At 34.1% G+C, this 26,501-nt stretch carries 34 protein-coding genes and 1 tRNA gene; 14 read left to right on the plus strand and 21 right to left on the minus strand.

The features are described 5' to 3' along the window. Positions 1-226: 226 nt before the first annotated feature. From H6622_00005 to H6622_00025, 5 genes are read right to left on the minus strand one after another with little or no spacing between them, the layout of a single operon-like run. Positions 227-622, minus strand: a complete 396-nt coding sequence (locus tag H6622_00005; protein MCB9059887.1) for a response regulator — start codon at positions 620-622, stop codon at positions 227-229. Next, positions 622-1,599: a HAMP domain-containing histidine kinase gene (locus H6622_00010; protein ID MCB9059888.1), complete on the minus strand. Its 978-nt coding sequence runs from the start codon at positions 1,597-1,599 to the stop codon at positions 622-624. The genes H6622_00005 and H6622_00010 overlap by 1 nt, the downstream gene beginning before the upstream one ends. Positions 1,600-1,632: 33 nt before the next feature. Further along, positions 1,633-2,457 carry an IS3 family transposase gene (locus H6622_00015; protein MCB9059889.1) on the minus strand — a complete coding sequence of 275 codons (825 nt, stop codon included), beginning with the start codon at positions 2,455-2,457 and terminating at the stop codon, positions 1,633-1,635. A 29-nt stretch (positions 2,458-2,486) separates the two neighbouring features. Next, a complete protein-coding gene (locus H6622_00020) occupies positions 2,487-2,753 on the minus strand; it encodes a transposase (GenBank protein MCB9059890.1) in 267 nt (88 codons plus the stop codon). Positions 2,754-2,791: 38 nt separating this feature from the next. Beyond that, a complete protein-coding gene (locus H6622_00025) occupies positions 2,792-3,181 on the minus strand; it encodes a hypothetical protein (protein ID MCB9059891.1) in 390 nt (129 codons plus the stop codon). Positions 3,182-3,338: 157 nt separating this feature from the next. On the opposite strand from H6622_00025, the gene fabD reads away from it, so the two are divergent. The 5 genes from fabD to H6622_00050 all read left to right on the plus strand — a co-directional run bounded on the left by fabD (position 3,339) and on the right by H6622_00050 (position 7,953). Next, positions 3,339-4,286: an ACP S-malonyltransferase gene (gene fabD, locus H6622_00030; GenBank protein ID MCB9059892.1), complete on the plus strand. Its 948-nt coding sequence runs from the start codon at positions 3,339-3,341 to the stop codon at positions 4,284-4,286. Beyond that, positions 4,283-5,044: a 3-oxoacyl-ACP reductase FabG gene (gene fabG / locus H6622_00035; GenBank protein ID MCB9059893.1), complete on the plus strand. Its 762-nt coding sequence runs from the start codon at positions 4,283-4,285 to the stop codon at positions 5,042-5,044. The genes fabD and fabG overlap by 4 nt, the downstream gene beginning before the upstream one ends. Before the next feature lie 30 nt (positions 5,045-5,074). Beyond that, positions 5,075-5,299 carry an acyl carrier protein gene (gene acpP, locus H6622_00040; GenBank protein MCB9059894.1) on the plus strand — a complete coding sequence of 75 codons (225 nt, stop codon included), beginning with the start codon at positions 5,075-5,077 and terminating at the stop codon, positions 5,297-5,299. Positions 5,300-5,380: 81 nt separating this feature from the next. After that, positions 5,381-6,634 (plus strand): beta-ketoacyl-ACP synthase II, encoded by a 1,254-nt coding sequence (gene fabF, locus H6622_00045; GenBank protein ID MCB9059895.1) that lies wholly within the window; start codon positions 5,381-5,383, stop codon positions 6,632-6,634. A gap of 59 nt (positions 6,635-6,693) precedes the next feature. Beyond that, a complete protein-coding gene (locus tag H6622_00050) occupies positions 6,694-7,953 on the plus strand; it encodes a serine hydroxymethyltransferase (protein ID MCB9059896.1) in 1,260 nt (419 codons plus the stop codon). Here H6622_00050 and H6622_00055 read toward each other — a convergent pair. Then, complete coding sequence (locus H6622_00055; protein MCB9059897.1) at positions 7,943-8,386, minus strand: hypothetical protein; 444 nt, start codon at positions 8,384-8,386, stop codon at positions 7,943-7,945. The genes H6622_00050 and H6622_00055 overlap by 11 nt on opposite strands. A gap of 283 nt (positions 8,387-8,669) precedes the next feature. On the opposite strand from H6622_00055, the gene H6622_00060 reads away from it, so the two are divergent. Further along, the gene (locus H6622_00060; GenBank protein MCB9059898.1) at positions 8,670-9,290 is read left to right on the plus strand and encodes a hypothetical protein; all 621 of its coding nucleotides are present in this window, start codon (positions 8,670-8,672) and stop codon (positions 9,288-9,290) included. Positions 9,291-9,324: 34 nt separating this feature from the next. Here H6622_00060 and H6622_00065 read toward each other — a convergent pair whose 3' ends face one another. Next, entirely contained in the window at positions 9,325-10,119 is a 795-nt protein-coding gene (locus tag H6622_00065) for a helix-turn-helix transcriptional regulator (GenBank protein ID MCB9059899.1), read from the minus strand. Positions 10,120-10,255: 136 nt separating this feature from the next. On the opposite strand from H6622_00065, the gene H6622_00070 reads away from it, so the two are divergent. From H6622_00070 to H6622_00080, 3 genes are all read left to right on the plus strand, one after another. Further along, complete coding sequence (locus H6622_00070) at positions 10,256-11,248, plus strand: methyltransferase domain-containing protein (GenBank protein MCB9059900.1); 993 nt, start codon at positions 10,256-10,258, stop codon at positions 11,246-11,248. A 385-nt stretch (positions 11,249-11,633) separates the two neighbouring features. Beyond that, on the plus strand, positions 11,634-12,131 hold the full coding sequence (nusB, locus tag H6622_00075; protein ID MCB9059901.1) for a transcription antitermination factor NusB: 498 nt from the start codon (positions 11,634-11,636) through the stop codon (positions 12,129-12,131). Between the two features lie 9 nt (positions 12,132-12,140). Further along, the gene (locus tag H6622_00080) at positions 12,141-12,530 is read left to right on the plus strand and encodes a hypothetical protein (GenBank protein ID MCB9059902.1); all 390 of its coding nucleotides are present in this window, start codon (positions 12,141-12,143) and stop codon (positions 12,528-12,530) included. Positions 12,531-12,532: 2 nt separating this feature from the next. Here H6622_00080 and H6622_00085 read toward each other — a convergent pair whose 3' ends face one another. From H6622_00085 to H6622_00125, 9 genes are all read right to left on the minus strand, one after another. Next, positions 12,533-12,826 (minus strand): Hpt domain-containing protein, encoded by a 294-nt coding sequence (locus H6622_00085; protein MCB9059903.1) that lies wholly within the window; start codon positions 12,824-12,826, stop codon positions 12,533-12,535. A gap of 1 nt (position 12,827) precedes the next feature. Further along, on the minus strand, positions 12,828-14,888 hold the full coding sequence (locus tag H6622_00090; GenBank protein MCB9059904.1) for a 2-oxoisovalerate dehydrogenase: 2,061 nt from the start codon (positions 14,886-14,888) through the stop codon (positions 12,828-12,830). A 145-nt stretch (positions 14,889-15,033) separates the two neighbouring features. Then, positions 15,034-15,834, minus strand: coding sequence for a class I SAM-dependent methyltransferase (locus tag H6622_00095; GenBank protein MCB9059905.1), 801 nt, complete (start codon positions 15,832-15,834; stop codon positions 15,034-15,036). Positions 15,835-16,028: 194 nt separating this feature from the next. Beyond that, positions 16,029-16,487 carry a DUF4214 domain-containing protein gene (locus H6622_00100; GenBank protein MCB9059906.1) on the minus strand — a complete coding sequence of 153 codons (459 nt, stop codon included), beginning with the start codon at positions 16,485-16,487 and terminating at the stop codon, positions 16,029-16,031. A 226-nt stretch (positions 16,488-16,713) separates the two neighbouring features. After that, the gene (locus H6622_00105) at positions 16,714-17,088 is read right to left on the minus strand and encodes a hypothetical protein (GenBank protein ID MCB9059907.1); all 375 of its coding nucleotides are present in this window, start codon (positions 17,086-17,088) and stop codon (positions 16,714-16,716) included. Next, complete coding sequence (gene greB, locus H6622_00110; GenBank protein ID MCB9059908.1) at positions 17,085-17,573, minus strand: transcription elongation factor GreB; 489 nt, start codon at positions 17,571-17,573, stop codon at positions 17,085-17,087. The genes H6622_00105 and greB overlap by 4 nt, the downstream gene beginning before the upstream one ends. Then, positions 17,570-17,854: a hypothetical protein gene (locus tag H6622_00115; protein MCB9059909.1), complete on the minus strand. Its 285-nt coding sequence runs from the start codon at positions 17,852-17,854 to the stop codon at positions 17,570-17,572. Before H6622_00115 ends, greB begins: the two co-directional genes overlap by 4 nt. Before the next feature lie 8 nt (positions 17,855-17,862). Next, on the minus strand, positions 17,863-18,603 hold the full coding sequence (locus H6622_00120; GenBank protein ID MCB9059910.1) for an SDR family NAD(P)-dependent oxidoreductase: 741 nt from the start codon (positions 18,601-18,603) through the stop codon (positions 17,863-17,865). Positions 18,604-18,610: 7 nt separating this feature from the next. Next, complete coding sequence (locus tag H6622_00125; protein ID MCB9059911.1) at positions 18,611-19,687, minus strand: SO_0444 family Cu/Zn efflux transporter; 1,077 nt, start codon at positions 19,685-19,687, stop codon at positions 18,611-18,613. A 55-nt stretch (positions 19,688-19,742) separates the two neighbouring features. Between H6622_00125 and H6622_00130 the strand changes: the two genes are divergently transcribed. Further along, positions 19,743-20,558 (plus strand): sulfite exporter TauE/SafE family protein, encoded by an 816-nt coding sequence (locus H6622_00130; protein ID MCB9059912.1) that lies wholly within the window; start codon positions 19,743-19,745, stop codon positions 20,556-20,558. Between the two features lie 71 nt (positions 20,559-20,629). Continuing rightward, a tRNA-Asp gene (locus tag H6622_00135) sits at positions 20,630-20,706 on the plus strand. Between the two features lie 212 nt (positions 20,707-20,918). Here the strand turns inward: H6622_00135 and H6622_00140 are convergent. Continuing rightward, on the minus strand, positions 20,919-21,677 hold the full coding sequence (locus H6622_00140; GenBank protein ID MCB9059913.1) for a phosphatase PAP2 family protein: 759 nt from the start codon (positions 21,675-21,677) through the stop codon (positions 20,919-20,921). 98 nt (positions 21,678-21,775) lie between these two features. Between H6622_00140 and H6622_00145 the strand changes: the two genes are divergently transcribed. Beyond that, positions 21,776-22,525 carry an IS5 family transposase gene (locus H6622_00145; protein MCB9059914.1) on the plus strand — a complete coding sequence of 250 codons (750 nt, stop codon included), beginning with the start codon at positions 21,776-21,778 and terminating at the stop codon, positions 22,523-22,525. 211 nt (positions 22,526-22,736) lie between these two features. Here H6622_00145 and H6622_00150 read toward each other — a convergent pair whose 3' ends face one another. Next, positions 22,737-23,018: a DUF1905 domain-containing protein gene (locus tag H6622_00150; GenBank protein ID MCB9059915.1), complete on the minus strand. Its 282-nt coding sequence runs from the start codon at positions 23,016-23,018 to the stop codon at positions 22,737-22,739. A gap of 53 nt (positions 23,019-23,071) precedes the next feature. Continuing rightward, complete coding sequence (locus tag H6622_00155; protein ID MCB9059916.1) at positions 23,072-23,953, minus strand: LysR family transcriptional regulator; 882 nt, start codon at positions 23,951-23,953, stop codon at positions 23,072-23,074. A 118-nt stretch (positions 23,954-24,071) separates the two neighbouring features. On the opposite strand from H6622_00155, the gene H6622_00160 reads away from it, so the two are divergent. Then, a complete protein-coding gene (locus tag H6622_00160) occupies positions 24,072-24,293 on the plus strand; it encodes a hypothetical protein (GenBank protein MCB9059917.1) in 222 nt (73 codons plus the stop codon). Between the two features lie 43 nt (positions 24,294-24,336). Further along, the gene (locus H6622_00165) at positions 24,337-24,558 is read left to right on the plus strand and encodes a hypothetical protein (GenBank protein ID MCB9059918.1); all 222 of its coding nucleotides are present in this window, start codon (positions 24,337-24,339) and stop codon (positions 24,556-24,558) included. Between the two features lie 127 nt (positions 24,559-24,685). Here H6622_00165 and H6622_00170 read toward each other — a convergent pair whose 3' ends face one another. After that, a complete protein-coding gene (locus tag H6622_00170; protein MCB9059919.1) occupies positions 24,686-25,513 on the minus strand; it encodes an SDR family oxidoreductase in 828 nt (275 codons plus the stop codon). 24 nt (positions 25,514-25,537) lie between these two features. Continuing rightward, the gene (locus H6622_00175) at positions 25,538-26,479 is read right to left on the minus strand and encodes a DMT family transporter (GenBank protein MCB9059920.1); all 942 of its coding nucleotides are present in this window, start codon (positions 26,477-26,479) and stop codon (positions 25,538-25,540) included. Positions 26,480-26,501 lie beyond the last annotated feature (22 nt).

The following is a 26,501-nucleotide window of genomic DNA, read 5'->3' on the forward strand; positions in this document are numbered from 1 at the left end:
TCCTGATTACTTATTTTAGCAGGAGGAAAAATTTATAAGATTTTAAATAGTTAACAAGGCACATGAACAGGTTTGAATAGGTTTTTAATCAACAGCTGAAACCCTGATACTCAATTTTTCTACTGCATTGTTTCTTCTATTTCAAGGTTCAAACTATTGAACAAGTTGTCTCTTTTAATAATCTAAGAAATTAATTTCTTCAAAATGTAGTCGATTTTTATGAAATCTATAATCCTAATTTTTGAATTACATTTTCAATCTCATCTTTCATTTCTTCAAAGTCAAAAGGTTTTGAAAATAACTTCAAATTCCCAATATCTTTCGCTCTTTTGTTGTACTCTTCAAGATCAAGAGCACTGGCCATATATATTATGAGATCAGGATATTCTGATCTTAACTTTTTCACAAGCGTAAAGCCATCCATTTTAGGCATAGTTATATCACTAAAAAGAATTTTAATATTTGTCGAATTTGAGTTAAGTTTGAAAAAATCATAGCATTCTGAACCATCCATAAAATGATGAAAAATATAGCGCCCCCCAGAAATTTCCTTTCTAAACTTTAGATCAAAAATCTTGTGTAAGGTTACTTCGTCATCAACGAAAGCTATTTCTATGGCCATTATGTTTTCTCTTGTTTTGGTAATTCAATTGTAACCTCACACCACTTTCCTTCTTCTGCATCCACATGTATTGTACCACCAATACTATTAATTGTATCAGAAGCTAAATACATTCCTAATCCAGTTCCCTCTCCTACACCTTTGGTTGTAAAAAATGGGTCAAATATTTTTCTCAGCTCGACTTGTCCCATTCCAATACCGTTATCGTATATCTGAACAACAAGCTGATCTCCTTTTTGTCTCGAGCTTACATTAAGTTTGGGAATAAAATTCATATCTTTTTTTAGTTTTTTATTTAATGAATAAAATGAATTTTCAAGTAACCCTAAAATAACTCTTTGAAAAAGTGATTCAGAGACGTAAAAATCCTCTGCTCCAGAGATGTCTTTATGAATGGTAACATCAATCGGATTTTTTGCTCGCATCGTATGATAGGCCAAATCCATTGATACGTTCAATATTACTTGGGCACTTTCCTTCTTACCTGAGTCCTCTTTTGCATGTCCTAACATATTATCTATAACATCATTAGCTCTTTTACCACTATCAATAACAATTTGTGAGGCCTCATTCAATCCATCTTTAAGTTCTTTATCCTCAATATTAATTTCATTTAATAATTCCTGTATAACCTGTCCGGAACCAATCACAAGATTTAGTGGATTTCTCAATTCATGCGCGATTCCTGCTGTTAACGTTGCCAATGTTACCATTTTTTCTTGTTGAATAAGTTTTTTCTGTGCATTTTCAAGTTTTTTAGTTCTCTCTTCAATGACGGCCTTCAATTCATCATTAAAATTTTCTATTTTCTTAAGCTGAGTAAGTACACTATGCTTATCAAAAATCATCGCTGTAATAACACCTATCGAATGTACAAACTGCTTTTCTCTTTCGCTCCAACTTTTTTTCTGTTTCAAGTATTCTAAACATAGAACTCCAAGAACATCATCCACTCCCCAAATTGGTACATCATACATAGACTTTGACCTTAAACCATTGACTAGTCCAGTCTAAAGATGAGTTGCACTGAGTCTGTGTTTTACATCTTCTCGTTCCTTTTTGACAAATTCTTTAGGTGTTAAATATTTTAATGAACTGTGTATTCTCTCTTCATTGTATTCTTTTCTCCAGCTTTCAATTACAACTCGTGCTTCTGCCAATGTAGAAAACCAATTTTGATTTAGACATTCATCTCGAAAGCTACCATTAAAACTTTCAATATAAGCATTATCTGTTGGTTTTCCTGGACGAGTAAAATCTATTTCAATATTATTCCTGTAACTCCACTCCAACATGGCCTTAGATGTAAATTCTGGCCCATTATCTACTTGAATTCTTTTTGGTTTTCCATGTTCTTTTATCATTCGATCAAGTTCTTTGGTTACAATTATTCCCGAGATTGAATGATTAATATAAAAACCTGGGGAATACCTTGTGAAATGATCTATAACTGTCAATATTCTAATCTTTCTTGAATTTGCAAGTGAGTCTGAAACAAAATCCATAGACCAAACTTCACCCCCCATCGATGCCGAAGGTTTTACTATCCGTGGAAAAAATTGTTTTTTCTTTTTTCGTTTCAATTTTAAAGAAAATCCCTGCTCAAAATAAATTCTTTGGGTTCTCTTGCGATTTTGGACTATTCCTTCTCGATTTAGAATCACATGAACTCGTGGATATCCATATCTTCGATGTTTATGTACAATTTGTTGCATTCGATTAATAACAATTTGGTCATTCTTAATCAAAGTTAATTCATATCGATAGCTTGATCTGTTAATATCTAAAACTTGGCACGAATGCCGCTCACTGACCCCAAACTTATCAATGAGCATTTTAGCTGCATTTTTCTTTTGTTTGGGCCTTAAAAGTTTCCCTTTGTAACTTCCTTGAGCATTTGGTTATCTAAACTTAAATCAGCAACGAGTCGTTTTAAACGTCGATTCTCCTCTTCAAGACTTCTTAGTTTTTTAGCATCAGATACCTGCATCCCGTGATATTTTTTCTTCCACTTATGAACTGTTTGCTCGGCCATTCCATATTTGCGTCCAAGTTCTTTTGCTGGAATTCCAGATTCATATTCCTTTAAAATTTTGAAAATCACTTCTTCTGAAAATTTTTTTCCTTTCATTTTATTGTCTCCTTGTTTTATTTTTAACACAGTGAGACTCATCCTGAGAATGGACTAAATTTTGGGTTTATGGTCAACTTAATACCCAAAGGACGTAAATAGCCCTCACTAAAACATTCTGTGGACTCATTTTTACAAGCATCAGCAGCTTCTATAATCATCTTCTTTTCTAAAGCAGCAAAGTATTTTGGAAATTCAGACTTTCTCATCACTTGTCCATTTTCCTTTCTACCTTCTTTCAGTGTAAATAGACTTTGTGAAATAATCGCCTCTTTTTCATCAAAATAGGACCAAACTGAAACTCTATCCACTTTTAAGAAAGTACTTAAAGACTCAGTTACTTTATCTAAGTTTCTATAGAGATCACTTGATTTCTCAAAATTCAAATTTTTATATAAATTGATTAAAAACTCATCTATCGATCTCATATTATTCCTATTGCTATACTTATCGACATAACAAAAAAAAATATAAGAAACAGTTGATATTACTAAAGAATAAAATATAACACACCAAGCCGCTCAACTTCTTTGACTTAAATAAAGCAAATGTCTATCATGCTTCAAAATTTAAAATGGGGTCAAAATGAAAAAGATCACTCTCCTCTTTCCAGGGCAAGGCTCTCAATATGTTGGAATGGGAAAAAGCCTTGAGGGAAAACCAAGTTTCAACCTCTTTTCAAGGGCCAATCAAATTCTTGACTATGATCTTTCAAAAATATGCTTTGAAGGGCCCGAAGAAGAACTAAAACTTACTCAAAATACTCAGCCGGCCATCTTGACTCATTCACTCGCACTATTTAGTGAGATTCAATCATTTTTGGACAAAAAAGGTCTGGCCATTCATAGAGTACTTGGACATTCAGTTGGAGAATTTGCGGCACTCGTTGCGGCCGAAACTTTAAAATTTGAAGATGCGCTTAAAGCTGTTTACCTCAGGGGAAAATATATGCAAGAAGCCGTTCCGAAAGGTGAAGGCAAAATGATTGCCCTTTTAAAAATTCCAAATGAAATCGTCGAAAATTTCTGTAAAAAATGCAGTACAGAAAATGAAAAGGTGATGCCTGCCAATTTTAACGGGCCTGGTCAAATTGTAATATCTGGCCACACCACTGCATGTGATAAACTTCTGGAGTCCTTAAAAGAAAATTATACTGAACCCTATCGGGCCGTGGAATTGAGTGTTTCTGCGCCATTTCATAGTTCTCTTATGCAACCTGCGGCCAAAAAGCTTGCCACTTTTTTTAACGAAATTACGTTTAACAAAAATGATATTCCCTATATTGCAAATATTGATGCCAAAGAATATCCAGCTCAGACTAATGGAGCAATTATTAAAAACAACCTTATTGAACAGGTTTGCGGTAGTGTGAGGTGGGAGCAAAGCTTTTCTCTTATTTCAGAAAATGAACTGTGCTTAGAAGTTGGACCAGGCAAAGTATTAATGGGTCTAGGAAGAAAAATTAACCCAAAAGTGAAAATAATACCTATGGATAGCGAGGATGCTTTTGCCAAATTAGAGGAGCTACTATGAGTGCAATTTATAGCGACTTAGAAAATAAAACTATCCTTGTTACAGGAGCAACAAGGGGAATAGGAAGGGCCATTGCCCTTGAGTTGGCCCATCAAAAGTCCCATGTCATTTTTAATTTTCGAGAAGGTAAAGAACAGGCCGCCCAAGATTTGGTAAATGAAATAAAATCAATTGGAGCAAAGGCCGATGCTTTGATGTTTGATCTTACAAATTTAGAGCAAATGAATCATGCTTTAAGTGAGTTCTCCAAAACTGGAAATCTTATCCAAGGGCTAGTCAACAATGCTGGTATTTCAAAAGATACATTATTACTAAGAGTTAAAGAAAACGATGTTGATTCACTTATCAACACAAATTTAAAAGGCCCAATCATGCTCACACAGTCTCTGAGTCGTCAATTTCTGAAGGCCCAGAATGTGTCTATCGTAAATATGAGTTCTATTGTTGGACTCATGGGAAATACTGCACAGGCCATCTATTCTGCTTCAAAATCTGGTTTACTAGGATTTACAAAATCAATTGCAAAAGAGTTAGGAGGCAAAAATATCAGATGCAACGCAGTGTGTCCAGGTTTTATCACAACTGATATGACTGATGGACTTGATGAAAAGATAAAAGAACATTATATTACCGGGATACCAATGAGAAGATTTGGCGAAGCACAAGAAGTTGCCTCATTGGTTTCATTTCTCCTTAGTAATTCATCCAGTTATATAACTGGAGAAGTTATTAAGGTAGATGGTGGGATGTACATTTAATACTCAATACTCAAAATTTAGGAGAAAAAAATGGAAGAAAGAGTAATAAGAATAATCAGTGAAGCTACAAAAGTTGACCCTTCTAAAATCAATGCTAGCACAAGTTTTTCTGATGACCTTAACCTTGATTCATTGGACATTGTAGAACTTGTAATGAAAATGGAAGACGAGTTTCAAATAGAAATTCCTGAAGAGGATGCAGAAGGACTTAAAAAAGTTTCTGATGTTATCAGCTACTTGGAAACAAAACAATAGCATTACAAATTCATAATTTTTTTATAATGTTTAAGGGTCTTAATGGCCCTTTTTTTATACTTAGATGACAAGGAGTATCATATGGCGATTAATCCAAAAAAAGTAGCAATAACTGGTATGGGAGCTATCTGCGGTTTAGGAAACAATCTCAACGATATTTGGTCAAATTTAATAGAAGGAAAATCTGGTGTTAGCAATATTGAGGTAAATGCAATTGATGACCTGGCCGTAAAATTTGCAGGAGAAGTAAAAAATTTTTCACTCAGTAACGATTTGCTTCCAGAAAAAGAATGGAATCGATATGATCGATTCATTCATTTTGCACTTGCTGCCAGTGATGAAGCATTAAAAGATTCTAAAATCCTTGAAACCGATATTGATCGCAATGATATAAGTTGCCTATTTGGTGTAGGAATGGGTGGATTTACGACCATTGAAGAAAATTTCAAATTATATGAAAGCAAAGGGCCTAGAAGAGTAAGTCCATTTTTTATCCCGGCCATCATTCCCAATATGGCCTCGGGACTTGTAAGTATCCGTTTTGGACTAAAAGGAATGAACTATACTCTGGCCAGTGCGTGTGCCTCAGCATCACATGCAATTTCAGCAGCAGCTCAAGAAATCATGCTTGGACATAGTAAAGCTGTCGTCACAGGTGGTGCTGAAAGTGTAGTAACCAACCTACCAATGAGTGGTTTTATCAATATGAAGGCCCTGTCTAAACGAAACGATTCTCCACAAGAGGCCTCACGTCCATTTTGCGTGGGAAGAGATGGATTTGTTATGGGAGAAGGTGCAGGAATACTAGTTCTCGAAGATTATGAACACGCTCAAAAAAGAGGTGCAAAAATATATGCAGAACTTGTTTCATTTGGTGCAACCTCTGATGCCCATCATATAACTGCTCCCCATCCTGAGGGAGAAGGTGCAGTGAGATGTATGAGTGAAGCAATTAAAAGGGCCGGAATCAAACCAAATGACATTGATTATATAAATGCCCACGGAACATCTACCCCACTTGGCGATGTGGCCGAAACAAAGGCATTAAAAAATGTGTTTGGAGATCATGCATATAAATTAAAAATTAGTTCTACTAAATCAATGACTGGTCATCTTTTGGGTGCAGCAGGTGGAGTAGAGACAGTATTTACAGCAATGACCCTTCATTCAGGAGTAATCCCCCCTACAATAAATTTAACAGAACCTGATCCGGATTGTGACCTAGATTATGTTCCAAATATTGCTCAGAAAAAAACACTCAAGTATGGACTAAATAATTCATTTGGATTTGGAGGGACAAACTCTTCAATCATTTTACGCAATCCAAATATATAATTTACTCTTAAGTATATCTATTATAGATTCAACAAGTCTTATAACATTGGAGAAGAGCTATGTTTCATAAAGATGCTAACCTACTTTCGAATATGGACCCTGAAATTTCAGAACTCATAAAACTTGAAAAACAAAGACAAGAAGAAGGACTAGAGTTAATTGCATCAGAGAATTATACTTCTCCAGCTGTCATGGAAGCTCAAGGTTCGATTCTTACAAATAAATACGCTGAAGGGCTTCCTAAAAAACGTTATTATGGTGGCTGTGAATTTGTTGATACAGTGGAAGAACTTGCGATTGAAAGAGTTAAAAAACTTTTTAATTGTAAATATGCCAACGTTCAACCCCACTCAGGATCTCAGGCCAATATGGGAGCTTACTTTTCACTTATTCAACCAGGAGACACAATCTTAGGCATGGATCTTTCACAAGGAGGACATCTTACACATGGATCTCCTGTTAATTTTTCAGGAAAATTATTCAATGTCATCTCTTATGGACTTGATATTGAATCTGAAACGATTAACTACGAAAAACTTGAAGACATCGCTATTCAAAATCGTCCTAAGATGATTATAGCAGGAGCATCGGCCTATCCAAGAATAATTGATTTTAAAAAGTTTAGAGAAATCGCTGACAAAGTTGGGGCCTATCTCGTTGTAGATATGGCCCATATTGCTGGACTTGTGGCCGCGGGTGTTCATCCTTCACCTATTCCACATGCTCATGTTGTCACATCAACGACACATAAAACCCTAAGAGGTCCAAGGGGTGGAATTGTATTAACAAATGATGAAGAACTTTTTAAAAAAATCAATTTTAATATCTTTCCTGGAATTCAAGGTGGCCCACTTGAGCATGTTATTGCCGCGAAAGCGGTTTGTTTCAAAGAAGCACTTGAAGATCAATATAAAATTTATCAAAAGCAAGTTGTTGCGAATGCAAAAGCTCTTGCAGATGCCTTAAAAGCAAACGAAATTGATATCGTATCAGGCGGAACAGACAATCATCTCGTTTTGATAAAAACTGATTCAGTAAACCTCACAGGTAAAGAAGCAGAAGCTTGTTTAGAAAAAGCTGCAATTACATGCAATAAAAATATGATTCCAGGTGATAAAAGATCACCTTTTGTGACTTCCGGTATTCGTATTGGAACCCCTGCGATCACGACCCGTGGACTAAAAGAAAAACACATGGTCACTTTAGCAAATTGGATTAAAACTGCTCTTACAAATAGTACAGATGAAGCAATCTTAAAGAAAGTTCACTCAGAGGTAATGGAGCTTTGTAGGGAATTTCCGGTATATACTAAGGTGTAGATGTCAAAATTTGACGTTTTCTAGTTATATTTTGAGACTCTTGGTTTTCTCTAAAATCTTTCAATCTATTCAATTCATTAAAAGTTGAGAAGGACGGATAATATTGATTTTTTTCATTAGTTTCTGATAAATTTTCTTTGAACAGTGGTCTTTGTCCATAAAAGTCCTCTGGTGAAATTTCATATTCAATATCATTAAATCTATTAACTTCTCCTATAATTTGATTAAATCCAGGGCCGGCCAAATTGGCCGGAGATCTATAATTTAAAATATTATCATTTAAAAATTGAAGGTTTGAATCGACCTGTCCCATTGAGGCCTGAGATGTAAAAAGCCCATTATTATATCTCAAAGTATAATCATTTGAACCGAATGCATCTCCCATAAAGTTTATCAGTGCTACAAAACCAATCACAAATAGACTAAGCTTCATACCCACCTCCTCTTTCTAGCTTCTGATTGTTTAGTTCAAGACTGGTGCCAAAACGTCACTGATAAGTTTTTGAAATATGTTTGGGACTATAATCAACTTCATGAAATTCCTACACATTTGTCAAAATTTTAGTCACTTTTTAAATCACTTGAAAAGCTGGTGTCAAAAAATCTCCATATAAACATTACTTTGTGTTTTTTAAAAAAACTTTTATGAACAAAAACTTATTGTTACATTCCGGCCTATGAGTTGTTCCGACCCCATATGTCTTAAGGAGGCAAATATGAAAGGATCTTTTTTACCATTAGTTGCTTTATCTCTTTTAGCTGTTGCTTGTAACGATAAGAATACTTCAAGACCAGCTCCGACTTCATCAGTTTCTACTCCTCTGCCTTTTTTCGAAAAAGATGTTGCTCAAGAAGACTTTTCTCAAGAGGAAGTTTCTCTCATTGATGAAGAAACTCAACCACTTGTTCATGAAGAAATGATTAAATTTGAAGAAGCAAAAACATTTTCACAAGAAGTATGTGAGATTCAAAAACCAATTCTCGACAAAATTCTAGAAGAAACAGGAGCTGATGGATGTGAGTCAATTGCAAAGTCTGATCTTGAAGAGATTGATGAATTGGATTTAAGCTATAGTGATATTCAAAACGTCACTGAATCAGATCTTAAATATCTTCCAAATTTAAGAAGTGTAGAGCTTTATGGAAACCCTATTTATGATCTTAGAATTTTTGAGGCCAGAAATATTGAAGTTGATACAATTGATAATGGTGAAATGTTTTGGGAAAGTTTAGATGCTTCACCAGTCATCCAAGGTATTAAAAGTGCCTACAATTACTTCACTTCAGATGAACCAGAAATTGATGATTCAAAAAGTGATGTTGTACAACAAGATTAATTTTAACTCGCAAAAGGGTCAGGTCTCTGGCCCTTCAATTTTTAATACTATCTTCTTTTTCTCTATATCCCTTTGGAGATGTTTTAAACAAAACGCGAAAACTTTTAGAGAAGTTTTCATAATTATTCATTCCTAGATCTTTTGACACTTTATTTATTTTTTCATCACTATGAGTAATCATAAGTGCTGCTTGAAAGTATTTTAAATTTTTAAGATAGATTAAAGGTGTAACCTCATACATTCTCTTGAATACTCTTGTCATCACATCTGGTGAATAATTTAAGGCCAATGCTATTTCACTTATTGATAAGTCTTTTGAAAAATGTGAGTCGATATAGTGTTTTATTCTAATCGCAGAGCCCAGGCGTTCTTTTTCAAATCCTATATTGCACCAGTTTTTTTGATTTTGAGTGATTTCATCAATGATTGTTTCTTCATTAAGATGAAGTTTCCTTTCACAAGGAAACATGATGGGTACATCTGTTTTAATACAACCCATATTTGAAATTCCCTGATATGAGAACCATTCAAATTCATCAACATAAAAGTTCCATTTTAATATTGAAAAAGTGGGAACATAAATGGACATGTTCCCATAAATTCTTTTTTCTCCCTCTGGTGTTGAGAGTGAAACTTCACCGTTGAAATTTTTTTGAAAATAAAGCCAAAAATCTGGAAAACAATCAATAACACATGTACCTATTTCAGCTTTCTGTTCCCTGAAAAAAACACCTAAATCGGATCTTAAACGGTAGTAATGTTCTTTAAGCCAACATGAGCGTCGTATTGTTTTATTATAATTTTTAAAGTTATTTTCAAACACTTCCATCTATCAAAGGGCCTTTGTAAATTTTGTATAACTTTTTATTAATTTCTAAAACTTGTCAATTTCCGACTTTTTGTATTCCGGCCAAGGAATACGACTTCATGCAATGCTACAATAATGAATAAAAAAGGAGTACAAAATGGAGTCTATGAATAGTGATGATTTTAAGCATTTGACACTTATAGCAGGAGGCCATACAGCATTTCAACTAATGTGGTCAGGAATTGAACTTGGTCTTTTTGACCTATTAAACAAAGAAGGCCCTAAAAGTTTAGAGGAAGTTGCTGCTAAGTTAGGCCTTGATTTACGGCCTACAAGGATATTACTTACGGGTCTTGCGTCCTTAGATCTGCTTGATAAAGAAAATGGCCAGTATTCAAACTCAAGAATTTCTAAGAACTGGCTAATCGCAGGACACCCCGGAAATATCGCTGATATTATGGGTTGGCAGAGATACATTGTTTATGAAGGACAGATAGATTTCACTAGAGCTCTTAAAGAAAACAAAAATATTGGTATAGATTTTTTTCCAGGAAATGGAGATACATTATATCAAAGATTACAGAGTGATCCTTTTAAACAGAAAGTTTTCCAAGATTCAATGAGCGCCCTTTCAAAGATAGCAAATTCAGAAATGGTGAGGTCGCTAGATCTTAGTCAAGTTAAACATATAGTAGATGCTGGAGGTGGAAATGGAACGAATGCAATAGCTCTAGCAACAAAAAATCCACATCTAAAAGTTACAGTGTTAGATTCTGAACCAGTGTGTAAGTTAGCTCAAGAAAATATCCTCAAAAATAATCTTCAAGAGAGAGTTTTCACAAAAGTAGGAAACTTTTTTAATGCAGATTTTCCAGATGAAATTGATGCTGTCATTTATTGTCATATTATGACGATATGGTCTTTGGATGAGATCGTTCAATTATTAAAAAATACTTACAATGCTCTACCAAAAGGAGGACAAGTCATAATTTTTAATATGATGGGAAATGATGAAGACACAGGTCCACTTTCAACAGCACTTGGCTCACCTTATTTTCTATCAATTGCTACTGGCAAAGGAATGCTTTATTCATGGTCTGACTATATAAACGCTATGGAAAAAGCGGTTTTACACTTTCCAAGCAGATAAATAACCTTCCTCTAGATCATGGAATCATTTGTGGAGTAAAAAAATAACTAAACCAAATCTCCATCTAGAGCACAAAGTCTTTGGATGGAGATCAAATTTAATTAGATATTAACTTTTGTAAATGAGCTAGAAACTATAAACTTGATTTACAACGACGATTAAAAATAGGGCAACTACAATTTGAGCAAACAAACGCATAAATTCCTCTAAAAAAAATAGGTCCAAGCAACATAAGATTAATAGATAAATTCGTCAAGTTGCACTCGGTGATGACAGACCATAAATAAAAGTCTTTTATTTATGGGATTAGATAGTGCGAAACAACAATTCTCTTGCCATTCAAGTGAGTTACCGGATAAAGATGTTCTTGTAAATCAGAGGTTATATGCATATTCATCCGAAATCACTTTCAAGGTATTTTGCCTTCCAGTTTCTTTATCGCTTTTTTTTAGATAATTTTTCATCTAGTCTTCATGAAATACTGCAGTCCGATAAAAACACTAAAGAAGAAGATCTCCATCAATTAATAAATGAATTTGCTGAGGGTTTGTCCATTCATGACGATGAACAGATATATTCTGATTTTTCATTAAAAGTTCGCTCAATTTCAGAAATTTTAATTTTTGGAGTTATCAATCAATATCAAAAGTTGGTTGATACACTGAAACTTGTCTTAATTAAAAGAAATATAGAAAAAGTTGAAAAAATAGAACTCACACTTTTATTGCTTGGGACATATGAACTAAAAAATACTCAGGACACTGATAAAAAAATAATTATTAACGAATATATAGAACTTGCAAAAAAATTTGGGCCAGTTAATTCTCCTTCGTTCATTAATGGTGTATTAGATAAAGTTGCCAAGACGCACACTAATCTTTAAAATCTCTCTATGAAAGGAATAGATCTTTTAAAAGTCATAGGCCCTGAGGCCATTGGGTTAATTTGGATTACTCAAGATTATCTAATAAATGTTCCAGAAGGACTTCTGCAGATAGATTATCTTCTCGATGGACAACTTATAGATTACTTAAATAACAAAGATAAAGTTAACAGGGATTACAAAAAAAACTTATTCATTGGTGAGCAGTTTGGAAATCCTTTTTTCCTTGGTCATGTGAGAGAAGAAAATAATAGTGTTGCAAGCGATGTTTTTGAAATACTTGACGTAACAAAATCATTTCATTTAAAAGACAAAATAATCTTCACATATGGACTAGAAAAAGACATTTTAAATAGATGTAATCAAAAATACTCAGACTATACTTTCAAATCTATCTAAGTTTACTCAAACTCGATTTCAAGATTATTTAAGTATTCCTCAAACTTCGAAATATAATTAATCAAATCTTCACTTTTTTTGTTTTTTGCAGATAATTCGATCGCCTTCCCTAAAAGTCCAAGGTCTGAAAAACCATAACTCCCAGAAGCTCCTTTTATACGATGGCCAGCTAGTCTGATATTTTCAAAATCCATCTTTTCTCTAAGTTTTAAAAGCTCGTCGAGGTCTTCTTTTCTCTTTTGTAAAAATAAGTCCATGAGTGGTTCAAGATCTCTATCAATTTTAACAAGAGGCATATTAATACTCCATTAGTGAAATCATTGCACTTTCAACTTTCTTTGTATTGGGAAGGACAGCTCTTTCTAAAATTCTATTAAAGCCAACGGGTGTATACTCAGCACCAATTCTTCTTATCGGAGCATCTAAAAATTCAAACGCTTTTTCTGTTATCATCGCTGAAATCTCCCCTCCAAAACCTGCAAATACTTTATCTTCATGTACAATTAGGCATCGATTTGTTTTCCTAATAGAATTTAAAATTGCTTTTTCATCCAATGGATTTAAAGATCTTAGGTCAATAACTTCAATTTCTGCACCTGTGCTCTTATGAATATTTTCCGCAGCTTCAAGACAGTGGTGAACTGTGTTTCCATATGTTAACACAGTAAGATCTGTTCCAAGTCTTCTTATTTTTGCAACTCCAAAAGGAACTTCAAAATCTTCAGGACAAGAAGTTGCGGCCCACTTCGCGTTATAAAGAGATTTAGGTTCTAAAAACAATGTTATTCCCTTTGAGCGTATGGCCGTTCTTAACAATCCTGCTGCATCATCAGCAAAAGAAGGAACAACAACTCTTAAACCTGGAAAAGTCGTCAGAGTGGCCTCAATATTTTGAGAATGATAAAGACCTCCACCTATATAACCACCAGAAGCTAGTCGAATAGTAATATTTGGACAAAATGCCCCGTTAGATCTCCAATAATCATGAGATGAATCTACAAGTTGTTCCATCGCTGGCCAAAAATAATCGGCAAACTCAGCTCCTTCAACAACAATACGGATCTTTTCATCAAATCGACTAAAACCATTTGCAGTACCAACAATAAAATCCTCAGCGATAGGAGCATTAAAAACTCTATTTATACCAAATTCTTTTTGCATCCCCTTTGAGACATTAAAAATTCCGCCCTTATCTTTATTGGCCATATCCTGTCCCCAAATAAAAGTATCAGGATTATGTCTAAACTCTGCTTTCAAAGTATTGTTTAAGGCCTCAATCATTGTAATGGGTTCAGAAGAGTCGTTGTGTTCTCCTGTTGGATATTTTTTCGAATGATAAGAATCTGGTACTACAAAATCGTAAATTGACTCAGGCGTTGGATTTGGAGCTTTCATCGCCATTTTATGAGCTTGGACTACTTTTTCTCTGGCCTGTGAATCTATTTCACCAAGTTCTTCAGGTGAAACTAATTTAGAGTCTAATAGTAATTTTTTAAATCGATCCAATGGATCCTGTGCTTTTGCGGCCTTTAGTTCTTCTGGAGAACGATAAAGTTCATGTCTATCAGAGTTAGAGTGTTGGTGAATTCTTACACATTCTGCATAAACCATGACAGGTTCTTGATTCTCAATTGCATGTTTTCGAGCTTCATACATAGCGCTCATAGAATCAAATACATCTTTTCCATCACATCTAATTATTCGAAAATTTTTAAGTCCTCTATAATTATCACATGCAAATTCGTTTGCTGTTTGATCTTTTTTGGGAACAGAAATTCCATAGCCATTATCTTGAACAACAAATATGACAGGAAGTTTTTCATTTGTTGCTCCGTTGATAGCTTCATAACAATACCCTTCAGAAAGGGATGACTCACCTTGCGAAGAAATCGCAACCCCTTTGTGTCCATATCGTTTCATTGCGCGTCCAACCCCAACAGCGTGTAAAGTATGATTTCCGGTACAACTAGAAACGTTATGTATATTAATTTCAGGAAGCGCAAAGTGGTTGGACATATGCCGTCCCCCACTGGCCTTATCAGTTGCTTTTGAAATACCATTGAGGATAATTTCTTCTGGAGATATTCCTGCAGCTAATGCTGCCAACATATCTCGATAATAAGGGAAAAAGTGATCTTCACCTTTCACAAAATTAAGACCAAGTGCCAATTGAATTGCATCATGTCCTGCATAGGGAGCGTGATAGGACCAACCAATTGCTTGTTTTAGATAGTTTGGCGCTCTCTCGTCGAGCATGCGTCCAAGAGACATGAGGGAGTACCAATTGAGAAGAGTTTCTTTATCTGTATTTTGAATGGTGAAGTGTTTAGGAAACTTTAATGTTTCGTCTTTGTTCATCATTTTTAGGCCCTTAAGTAAATATATTAAATTGATAGAACAATCAGTATATCCTTTCTATTACGTAAGAAAAAGGGCCGACAAAGGCGAAGGTTCGCACTTCAATGATCTTATGAGCGTTAACTAAGCAAAGATTAAGTTAAAGCTATGGAATTCCTACAATATAAGTTACCCAAGATTCACAATTTTCTTCATTGTCGGAGACATAGAACTCTCCATCTCCAGACCCATCTTCATCATCGCCTTCCCAATAAGCAACTGTATCTGAAAAACCTGCATCAATCATTATGTCTCGAATTTCTTGCAGTCCCCAAAATCTCCAATCATAGGTAAAGACATCATGATACATGACTCCATCTTTTTTAAAATGTATTTTATAGAGGCATTCACTTGTAATGGGGTTGTATTTGTCACAGTCCCAGTAATAGGAAAAACCTTCATGTTCGGTTTCCTCTAGTAACTCCTGTCGACACTCTGTTCCTCCAAAGAGGTCTACAAAAAAGAGACCTTCTTCGCTTAGTCCTTCTCTAACCATTTTGAAGTAGTCTAATAATTCGTTTCTTTTTTTGAAAATAAAGTATGAAAAGTTAAAAGCGACAATGATATCACTTTTAAAGTCATGAGAATCGAGCACGTTGGCCTCAATATATTTCATTCTCGTTTGATCTTCTTTGGATAATTGTTGGAAATGGGTTTGTCTTCCATAGCTAATAGGTTCAGGATCTAAGTCAACGGCAAAGGCCTTATGTTCACTACTTTGAGCTGTCCATTCGCATGCAAGTTTTCCGGTTCCACCAAAATCTTCTCTTAGAATATGGGCCTCTCTACCACGAATTCTCATAAACTCTTTATTAATAAACTCAATATCAGCAGTTGTTGATTGAACAGATGATTCATAAAGTGCGTGTTTTTGCTCAACAGAGAGCTGATTGCTGCGTTTTGTCATATCTTCCTTCTTGTAATGATCATTTTTTAAGGAGACTAATACCTAAGAGTTAAAATGTGAAGGCATAATGGTCAATCTCAAATTCTATTTCGGTTTAATCTGGCCAGATATTTTATGTTAATTGAGATATAAAATTAAAATCAATTTTTTTAAATTTGCGAGTGCCGACCTTTTTTTAAGCCGGCACGATTTGATTATCGATGTCTTCTTTCTAAATTTTTTCTTTTAAACTCATTTGAATCAACCAACTCCTTAATCGCCTGAACTGAATTTCCAAATCTAATCATGCGAGAATAGTGATGCAATCCTTCTCTTTCAGGGTTGCGGTTAAAGAATACTCGGAATATATTCTCTACAATTGTTTGAGGTCTATATTTTCTAAGAATTTCTCTTTGAAATTCAGAACTAGAAGCTAACTCACCAGCAATCTGAGTTAGACCATTAAGTCCATATCTTCTTAATTTCGATGTATAATGATCTAGTCCGGCCAAATCTGCCTTTCTAAAAAGTATACCATCGTAGAGTAGTTCAACTAATTCCTCGGCCTTATACCGATTTAAATAACGATCTTCTCTTGAAAAAGTATCCAAATCATAAGCTTGGGCAGAATAAAAATTAACAAAAAAAGTCAAAAACAAAACAATCCTTTTCATATTTATCTCCTAATCCGTTAGTCTGATAACAAATTTAACAGCAATGTTTATGCCAAAACGTATAAATGTAAGTTTTTCCTGAGAATGTTAAAACTCCCCCGTTATAAATAATGTTTAGAAAAATCACAAAAAGTAAGAAATTATTTTTACCCAATTCACTTTGACTCTAAGATCATATTGGCACCAGATACAGAAGAAAATGATCCCAGTGTATGAAAATAGTCAACTAAAAATAGGACTTCACTTCTTGTATTTTGGATGAAAATGTCTGGTTGATTCTATTTTTTAGCTCAAATCTTTTATCATTTGTTATGTAAACACTTCTGGCCAGTCTTATAAACTCCTCATCGAAATCATTTAGGGCCTCTTTACTACGAATTTCATCTTCAATATTCCACAGATTTAAGTTTATTTCACGTAAAGTTTGAATAGAACTTTCAACGTTTTTTAGTGCTAATTCTTCTATTCGAAGCCTTAATGATTCCCACTCTTTATTAATTTTTTGAAGTTTAATTGGATCTGTTATTTTTTCTCTTTTAATATCCAATATTGAATACTTATCCAAAAGTTCACCTATTGAAATTTCACATATCGCTTTCATTGTATTTCCTTATACACAATTGTTAAAATCTCGTACTCCCTTTTTCCTTGAGGAGTACTGACTTCAATTGTATCACCTTCCTCTTTGCCAAGCAGGCCTTTTCCTAAAGGGGATTTCCAACTAATATGCCCCTTAGAAGTATTAATTTCATCAACTCCTACAATAGAAATCATCTTTTCTGTACTTTCATCGTCAATTATTTTTACTGTTGCTCCAAATTGAACAGTAGACAATGTCAGACCGATTGGGTCAATTACCTTGGCATTGTTTAGTCTCGAATTAAGAAAACGTATTCGACGGTCAATTTCTCTCAACTTTTTCTTGTTGTATTGATAGTCTGCGTTTTCTGACCTATCACCTAGGCTTGCTGCCCAAGCTACTAATCTAGTAACTTCAGGTCGTTCTACTTTTGTAAGATGATCTCTTTCATCTATTAATGACTTGTAACCATTTGGAGTTATATAATTAAATTCTTTTTTGCTCAATGTTTTGACTCAGCATTGGTATCGCACCCTGTATCTCCACCTTGCAATTGAAAAACCTCTTCCTTCTTCTCTGTAAGTTTTGCTTCTACTTTTTGTTCATCTTCACAACCTGCATCTTTTTTTTCTTTGAGATCAGCAAAGTCATCTTCATTCCTAACTTCACTTTTTATTTGGTTTGAAAAATTTGAACTAGAATTCGAAACTATTTTTGAAGACACTTCGACTTTATCTTTATTACAAGAAACTAATAAGAATAATGCAAATAAAGTTGCTGTTTTCATACCGACTCCTATTTAGAAAAATTAAATAATCTAAAGCTCATTAATCTCCTATAAATTCCTCTAGGCATCCGGTCTAATAGATAAACTACAAATTTCATGGGGAAAGGAAAAATATAGAGAGTTTTTTTCTTCTCAATGGCATCGACAATTTTGAAAGATGCAGCTTCTGAGCTCATCATAAAAGGCATTTTATGATTGTTTTTTTTTGTCAAAGGTGTATCTATAAAACCAGGAGCAATTGCAGTCACATCAATTCCAAACTCCTTCAAGTCAATTGAGAATGATTCACACAGTTTTAAAACCGCGGCCTTACTAGCACTATAGGAAGAAGCACCTGGTAGACCAATCATTCCTGCAACAGAAGCAATGGCGACAAGATGTCCTTTTTTATGAGGATACATTAACTCAAAAGCTACTTCAAAAGAGTTTATAACACCTTTGATATTTATATCAGTCAACAAACGTGCTTTTTTAAAATCTGGAATTTTCGATTTACTCCCAACACTAGTACCTGCATTAGCAATCATTATATCAAGTTTTCCTTTAGCAAAATCTCTTACTTTTTCATGTAAGAGTTCGTGGTCGGTTACATCAACTTGATAAGCATGAAACAATCTATTTTCAGTAAGCTCTTTTGGAATTTTTCCAATATCTCTTCCACAAACCCCGACTTCAAAACCATTTTCTATATATCTCTTAGCAAGTTCCAACCCAATACCTGAAGTTCCTCCGGTGATAAATACCTTCATCATATCTCTAATTTCCGTGACAACATGTTTTCTTAGGTTTTTTGAACAATTTGTTAATTGGAGTTTTTATATAGAGGCCCCTTAAAAGTAAAATACACATTATCATCGCACATAGTTGAGAAAAAAGCGAGACGTCTTGGTGCAAATGATCATGTCCTAATGCAAAATCTATTGGTATATTGAAATTTAAATATAACCAATCCGTCAAACTTCCCATTATTAGGGCCATGGTTACAATAGAAATAATATTTATAAATACACCTTTTTTACCAATGTATTGAGCTAGGACTAAAATGTTTGAGATGTTTGTTGCAGGTCCAACTAATAAAAAAATAAGCCCCATTCCAGGTGACATTCCCTTCAATATTAAGGATGCCGCTATAGGGGTTGAAGCTGAAGCACAAATATACATAGGAATACCTACGACGAGGATAAGTAACCGACCAGTCATCCCCGACAGACCGTTGAAAAAATTCACAGGAATAAAAATCTCAATTAATGCAGATACTATAATTCCAATAGACATCCAAACTGCAATATCTTCTAAAAGATCAAAATATCCATACTTAAGAGATTTTATGGCCCGTTTAGAAAAAGTTTCAGAATCTTCATTTTTATCTTTATTTTTCGAACAACAATGCGCACCTACATCATTTGTTTCTTTTGTAGGTTGATTTACATCTTTATTAAAGAAAAATTGTAAAGTGCCCGCCAAAAAAGCTGAAAGAAAAGCAGATATTGGCCTTAAGATTGTCATTGGAAAATCCATTAGTGCATAAGTCACAGAAATTGAATCAATTCCAGATTCAGGTGTTGAGATAAGAAAAGAAGAAGTGGAAGCATTAGTGGCCCCACTTTTTTTGAGTTCAACTGCTGTGGGAATGACTGAACATGAGCACAGTGGTAATGGGACACCGAGAAGAGCAGCTTTAAATACCCCTGAAAATTTCTTTTCTCCAAAAAGTTTTTTAATGACTCTTAGAGGCAAGAAACTATGGACAATTCCTGCAATAAATAGCCCAAGAAGTAGAAATGGGGATGATAAAACCAAATATTTCCAAACTGCACTGATAAATTCTGACATACTTTTCCTTTTACAAATCGCAATGTTATTATGCAGGTAAAAGGAAAATTTGCCTATGATTAATGATCTTGTTTTGCTACCAATTGCAGGAATTTTTATTGGATTAATCTCTACAATATTTGGAGTAGGTGGTGGAATAATAGCGGTTCCAACTATTTATGAGTTATTTCCAGCTTTAACACCGGCCAGTGTTATCGGTACTTCCTTGGCCATGATTTTTTGCAATTCGCTCTTAAATTTGTCTAATTTTGCAAGAAAGGGTCAAAAAATTCAAATAAACACACTAGGTTCAATTGTTTTACCAATGTCTGCAGGAGTCCTCATTGGCATTGAGTGCATTGATTATCTCTCGACTACACAAGTCAAACTCTTCTTGGTTTTTATTGTCTTCATGACAGCTGTTCGTTTGCTATGGAAGGCCTACTTTTATCACAAAAAAAAATTTCAAAGTATTTCATTTTCACAGAGGCCAAAACTGCTTATTTTCATCATATTAATTGGTGGATTTGTATCTGGACTAACTGGCCTTGGTGGAGGTGTTGTTATTATTCCTTTGATCATTAATTTTTTTCATACACCCCTGAAGGAACTTCCTGTTATTTCAAATTTTGCAATAGCTTCAGGAGCATTTGTTGGACTTATACGTTTTAGCACAAGTGAGAACATTGAGTTAGGTTTAACTGAATTATTGAACCATTTCCAAATTGGAAAAATAAATTTTCTCATTGCTTTTTGTTTATTTACAGGAAGTTTTCTTACATCGAGACTAGGTGTCAAATTAAGTGGCAAGATACATCCCAGGCTTGCGAATATTTTATTTGCATCTCTGCTTATTATCATGGGGACTAGATTATTAATAAAGACTATTTAAAGATAAAACTTTAAAATATTTTCTTGACGATTATGTAGCAAATACTTATATTTCAAAAATCGAAAAAATGCGGGGGCGTAGTTAAGTTGGTTATAACGTCTGCCTGTCACGCAGAAGGCCGAGGGTTCGAGTCCCTTCGCTCCCGCCATTTTTTTCGCTATCCGAACGTTTGTTCTCAAATAAAATTTGACTCTACACACTTAATGGTGCAACACACCGCACTCAATACCTCAACGACAGGCACAAAGCACTTTAAATCGATAGTTAGATTCTTCCCAATTCGTGCTAAGCGGGCCATTCAACTTCACACTTAATAAAAAGACGGACACCATCAAGGGTAAAGAGAGGATCCACTCTAGGTTAGAAGGAGTAATTTAAGTTTATCTTTCCACCAGAGCTATATGGTATCAAACTTACGCTAATATTACTTTTTGTTTTCTTTGAACTTAATAACGAATTCAATCCAATACCAAATACTGTACCAATCGTAGCTCCAGCAATTACATCATGCAAATAGTGACGATTAGCATTTATTCTTTGAAATCCTACGAGACTCGCTAGTAGGTACGCTGGTACCCCGTAATACCAAGGATGTCTTTCGGCAACAACAGATGCAAAAGCAAAGGCCGTTGTCGTATGCCCCGAAGGAAAAGAATTTCGTTGATCACCATATGGTCTTTTCTGTCTGATCGTATATTTTAAGATATTAGTTACAAGTCCAGAATATGCTGTGGCCTTAAACATAATTTCTGCGGCCTCAAGATAAGTACTTTTATTTTCTTTAGAAAAATAAGCACCTCCAAGCATAGATACTGTATAAAGAGCATTTGGAACAACTCTTCCCATTAATTCTATCGTTGCATCATACTGCCCAAGTCTATTCTTTTCTGTGACCTCTTCTTGCAAAGGATTGATAATAGTGTCTTTAAAAAAAACAACCAATACAGTTGTTACTGCTCCTCCAATAACAAGGGTTTTCTTTGCCCTTTGATCATTTAATGGTGAACTTATTTCAGAGTAGAAATTTTTATGATTCCATGAATAAGCACTACTTGGGTGGCCTATATAAACGAATATTACTAGAAATGATAAATATATTATTCTACCTTTTCTACCCAAAAAATTTAGGGGCTGTCCAGAATTCGACTCAGGGCCGTATGCATAATTGAAAGTAAGTCCTTAGAATTGATTTGCAAAAAACAACAAAGGACTTACTTATGCCTCGATTAATGCTCACAGATGAGCTTTGGTCGAAGTTATGGCCAATAATGTCTCAAAATGGCATCTATGACAAGCCTGATCTTCGACATACCACAGAAGGAATTTTGTACAAAATGAGAGTTGGATGCCCCTGGAGAGACTTACCACAAGAGCACTGGAGCTGGAAAAAAGTGTATTCGCGATTTAACGACTGGTCCAAGTACGACAAATTAAAGAGTATATTTCTGAAACTTGTAGTTGAACCAGATATGGAGTGGAAAATTATTGATGGAAGTGTAGTCAAAGCTCATCAACATGCTTGTGGTGCACGTAAGGACGCCGAGAGTGGTATTGGAAAAACAGCTGGAGGCAATAGTTCTAAAATACATATGGTTGTTGATTCTCACGCGAATCCAATTGATTTTGAAATTACTGAGGGGCAAGTTCATGATATAAAAATGGCACCAGAACTTATAGAAAGAACTCCTCATAGTACTTATACTATTGCTGATAAGGGGTATGATGGTGAATATCTTCGTTGGGTAATCAGAGGAACAAAATCAATTCCAGTAATCCCCAGGAAAGAAAACTCGAAGATTGGAAACACTAATTTAGACAAAACGGCCTACAGAGAAAGATATAAAGTAGAAAATATTTTCGCTAGGTTGAAGCACTACAGGTCCATTGCAACTAGGTTTGATAAACTCAAAAGAAATTACAAATCCATGCTTTCTTTGGCATGTGCTTATATATGGTTAAAACTTTGATGCGAGGCCGGGAATTCTGGACAGCCCCTAACAATACCTTTATTTTATCCATTTGCTCATATTCTTTACTTTGATGTTACTTATAAAAACTAAAAATTTAAAGTCTTACGTCAAATAATTTATTCACTTGTTTTTAATTCATAGATAATCTTTAATCTGACAAATATGCATTATCCTTTTATAAGAAAAATCATTTAAAAATTTCATTCTTTTAGTTTTTAAAAAAAGTAATTTTTATTTTTACTTTTGTACCATCTGTTATTCCTTCTTTTTTCCTAATAGAAAGCTTAATTGGTACAAGATAACAGTTATGTTTAGTATCAAACCATATAGAAGTTTTCCAAGTTAATTCACCAATAGAAACCAACGATTTTAATCTTCCCCATCCTTCCTCTGAATTCTTATGAATATTTCTGATTATTTTGGATTTTGACTTTGGGACATTGGCAAAATACCAACTGTTTGGACCTTCATGCTTCCAGACACTGGCCATAAATTCATATTCGTCGAGGGTATCTTCAAACACTTTTTGCCTCCTTCTATCTACTATGATTCATGGACACTATTAAGCCCAATTAGCCATTTATATCCTGGGCCTTTATAACTTTTTTTGACTATACCCCAAACAGAAGTTTGTAATTCCTCCAACTCGCCAAGAACTATTATTTCATCATTTTGACAGAATCTATTTTTAGCGACTTCCGGTACAACAGTAAAACCCAAAGCTTTTTCAGTAATCACTTGTAATAAATCGATGTCATCGGCCTCTCCGATGATCTTTGGCGTAAGTGAGTTTTTAGAGAAAAATAATTCAATTTCATATTTTAAAAAAGAGTCATTTGTATAATTAAAAAATGGAATAAAGTTTAGGCCCTTAGGGAAGTTTTTTTTATGTTTCGCAAATTTTTTATGCGCCACCACAAATGTTTTATTGATTCCGACCCTATATGAGTCCATTGTACTCGAGATGTTTTCCTTACTGTCTGTGAATACAATATCAATATTTCCCTCCTCTAAATCGGCCAGGAGAAGATGTCTTTGATTCTCTCTAATATTGATGGATACATCGTCTTGTCCAAAAAGGGGAAGTATGCTGTTGTACAGAAAATACTGTGACATAAACTGTGTGATACCTATATCTAGGCTTTTTTTAGGGAGTTGAATTTTATTTCTTAGTCTATTGGTTAATTCACTAGACAGTTCGAACATATTCTCAGCGTATTTTAGGGCCAGTTTTCCTTCTTTGGTAAGGTGTAATCCCCTATTTTTTCTCTCAAAAAGCATACAGTTAAAGTACTCTTCAAGAAGTTTAAGTTGATCACTTATAGTTGGCTGAGAAATATGAATTTTTTCTGCCGCGGACTTAATAGAGCCCTCTTTTGCTACGATATAGAAGTAAAATAAGTGATTGAAATTAAGTCGATCCATCAAAAAAAATCCCAAATGATTAGTTTTATCCTAATTATTTTGACTTGTAAAACGATTTTTTCTAAATCCATTTTTCTACGATAATGGCGCTAATAACACACGTCTTATAGGAGATGATATGAAAAAGATTATGCTATTAATGTTTTGCTTAGGAATGACTAGTGGTAGTTTTGCAAAAGCAGATGGACCTTGTGGAAAGAAGAAGTATATAGATTGCAAAGGTGTGGAAGGACACAAAAGAGATTATTTCTGTAGCAAAAAAAATCCTGCAGAAAAAAAGAAAGTGACGAAATGTAAGACTGCAGAAGCTGCAAAGAAACAAAATAAGACAACAAAATAAATTTTTCTAAAAGAGAAAGGAAAAAGACTTAAGGAGTATAAAAATGAAATTAAGTAAATTAAGTGTACTATCTCTCGTATTAACTGCAATTCTATCAAGTTTTTCAATGGTAGGATTAGCTGAAGAGGGAATCACGATTCAACCTCCATCAGCAGAGGGAATGCAACCAGCAAGTGAATCAACTTCAAATGAAGAAGTGATTTTGAATGCTGATGATGAATCAACAACATTGCCAAGTTCTGATGAAATTATGACAGACGAATAATTTACGTCTAGATGTTTTAGAGGTTCTCTCTATACATCTTGGACATGAATTATCTTAGGGGCCCTTGATTACTATGTCCTTAGTTCAAGGGCCCTTCTTTTTTAAAAATATATTTTAAAATTTATTTCTACATTGCTTCAGAAGATTTCTTTCTGCCTTTGAAATCATCCATACTTTTATAAATTCCAAAGACATTGCCTGCGAGAAAATCAAATATTCTAAAAGGAAATAGGCCTTTGAGAAGTGTTACAAAGTTAATTAGAAATGGCATTCTCAAGAATACTTTGTTTTTTTCGATGGCCTTAATAATTTGAGTTGAAACATAGTTTGGTTTAAGTATTGGGATAACAGGAGACTTTACCCCATCAAACATTCCAGTATTTATGTAATAAGGTAGAACGGTGGTTACATGAATATCATCAAAATCACTTTCTACTTCTAGCCTCACTGAATCTGACCAACCAGCTACGGCCCATTTACTTCCACAATATACTGACATTTTTGGATTAGAAACGAGGCTACCGGCCGAAGCGATGTTAACGATATGTCCTTTCTTATCTTTTATCATTTGTTTGAGTGCAACGAGAGTCAGATGCATTAAGGCACTGGAATTGATCTTCATTGTTCTGTCAATATCGTCATGGGAATGTTCCCAGAATTTTTTACCAACGACTATTCCTGCATTATTAATGAGGATATCTATTCCTTTATGCTCTTGAAGTAAAGTGTTCATACCTGAAATAATTTGTTCACGATCAGAAACATCAACAACTTGCCCGAAAACATTTAATTTATTTTCTCTGAATTCACTCACAACTTTGTTAAGAAGAGTTTCATTGTAATCCCAAATGATAACTGATTTTGCACCTTTTTGGATCAGTTCATTTACCATACATAATCCAATACCTGATGCTCCACCTGTCACGAGAACTCTACTGCCTGAAATCTTACTCATCATTGCCCCCTTAGCATAATAGATTTAAATTCTTTTAACTTTTTTAAATATTAAGAAAAGATTATTAAGATTTTGTGTCGAAAAATTAGAGTTAATTAAAAACATACTCAAAAGAATAATTATTGCGCCAGTGATTTCGTAAGTATTCAAAATTCTTGCATTTATTAAATAATCTAAAATCATGGCCACTACCGGTATAAAAAAAGTGACTGAGGATGTTTTCAATGATCCAAATACTCTTATTAGTCTATAAAAAATAATAAAAGCAAGAGTTGTAGAAAAGAAAGAAAGATAAAGAATACTAAGAATAACTTTTTGCTGAGTTAATAATTTTAGATTTGGAAAACCTTCGGTAAAAAGTAATATTATGCCAATAAAAATAAGAGAAGATAATTGTTGAGAGAAGGTATTTAATCCCTTTATAATTTTTTTATTTTTACAAAGAACTCTTCTATTATAATTTATCCCAAATGCATAAAAGAATGCCATTCCAGTTAAGGCAATCAGCCCCTTTAGCTCATTGAGGTTTCCGGCAATATTAATTTTTGGATAGAAAATAAATAACATCCCTATAAGTCCAAAAAGTAATCCTAATATTTTTACAATTGTAATATTTTGTTTTCCTTCAAAGAAAAACATTGAAATAATTAGAGTCCAAAAAGGAACGGTTCCATTCATAATCCCAGCAATACTAGGCCCTATAAATTGTTCCCCCCAAAATAATAAGCAAAATGGAAATCCAATCGAAAACAGACCGGCCATCGATGATCTTGCAAGTTCAATTTTAAATTTTGAGCATGAGAATCTTATCTCTTTGCCATAAATTAAAATGATAAACAATATTGAAAATAAAACTCTATAAAAGGCAGATGTAATGGGAGGGACAGTCCCAATGAGTTCATTTATAGCTATAAATGATCCACCCCAAAAAATTGAAATCAAAACAAATAAAATATAGTTAATCAAAATCTTAACACTTCTAAAAATT

The organism is Halobacteriovoraceae bacterium (assembly GCA_020635115.1).
GTDB lineage: Bacteria > Bdellovibrionota > Bacteriovoracia > Bacteriovoracales > Bacteriovoracaceae > JACKAK01.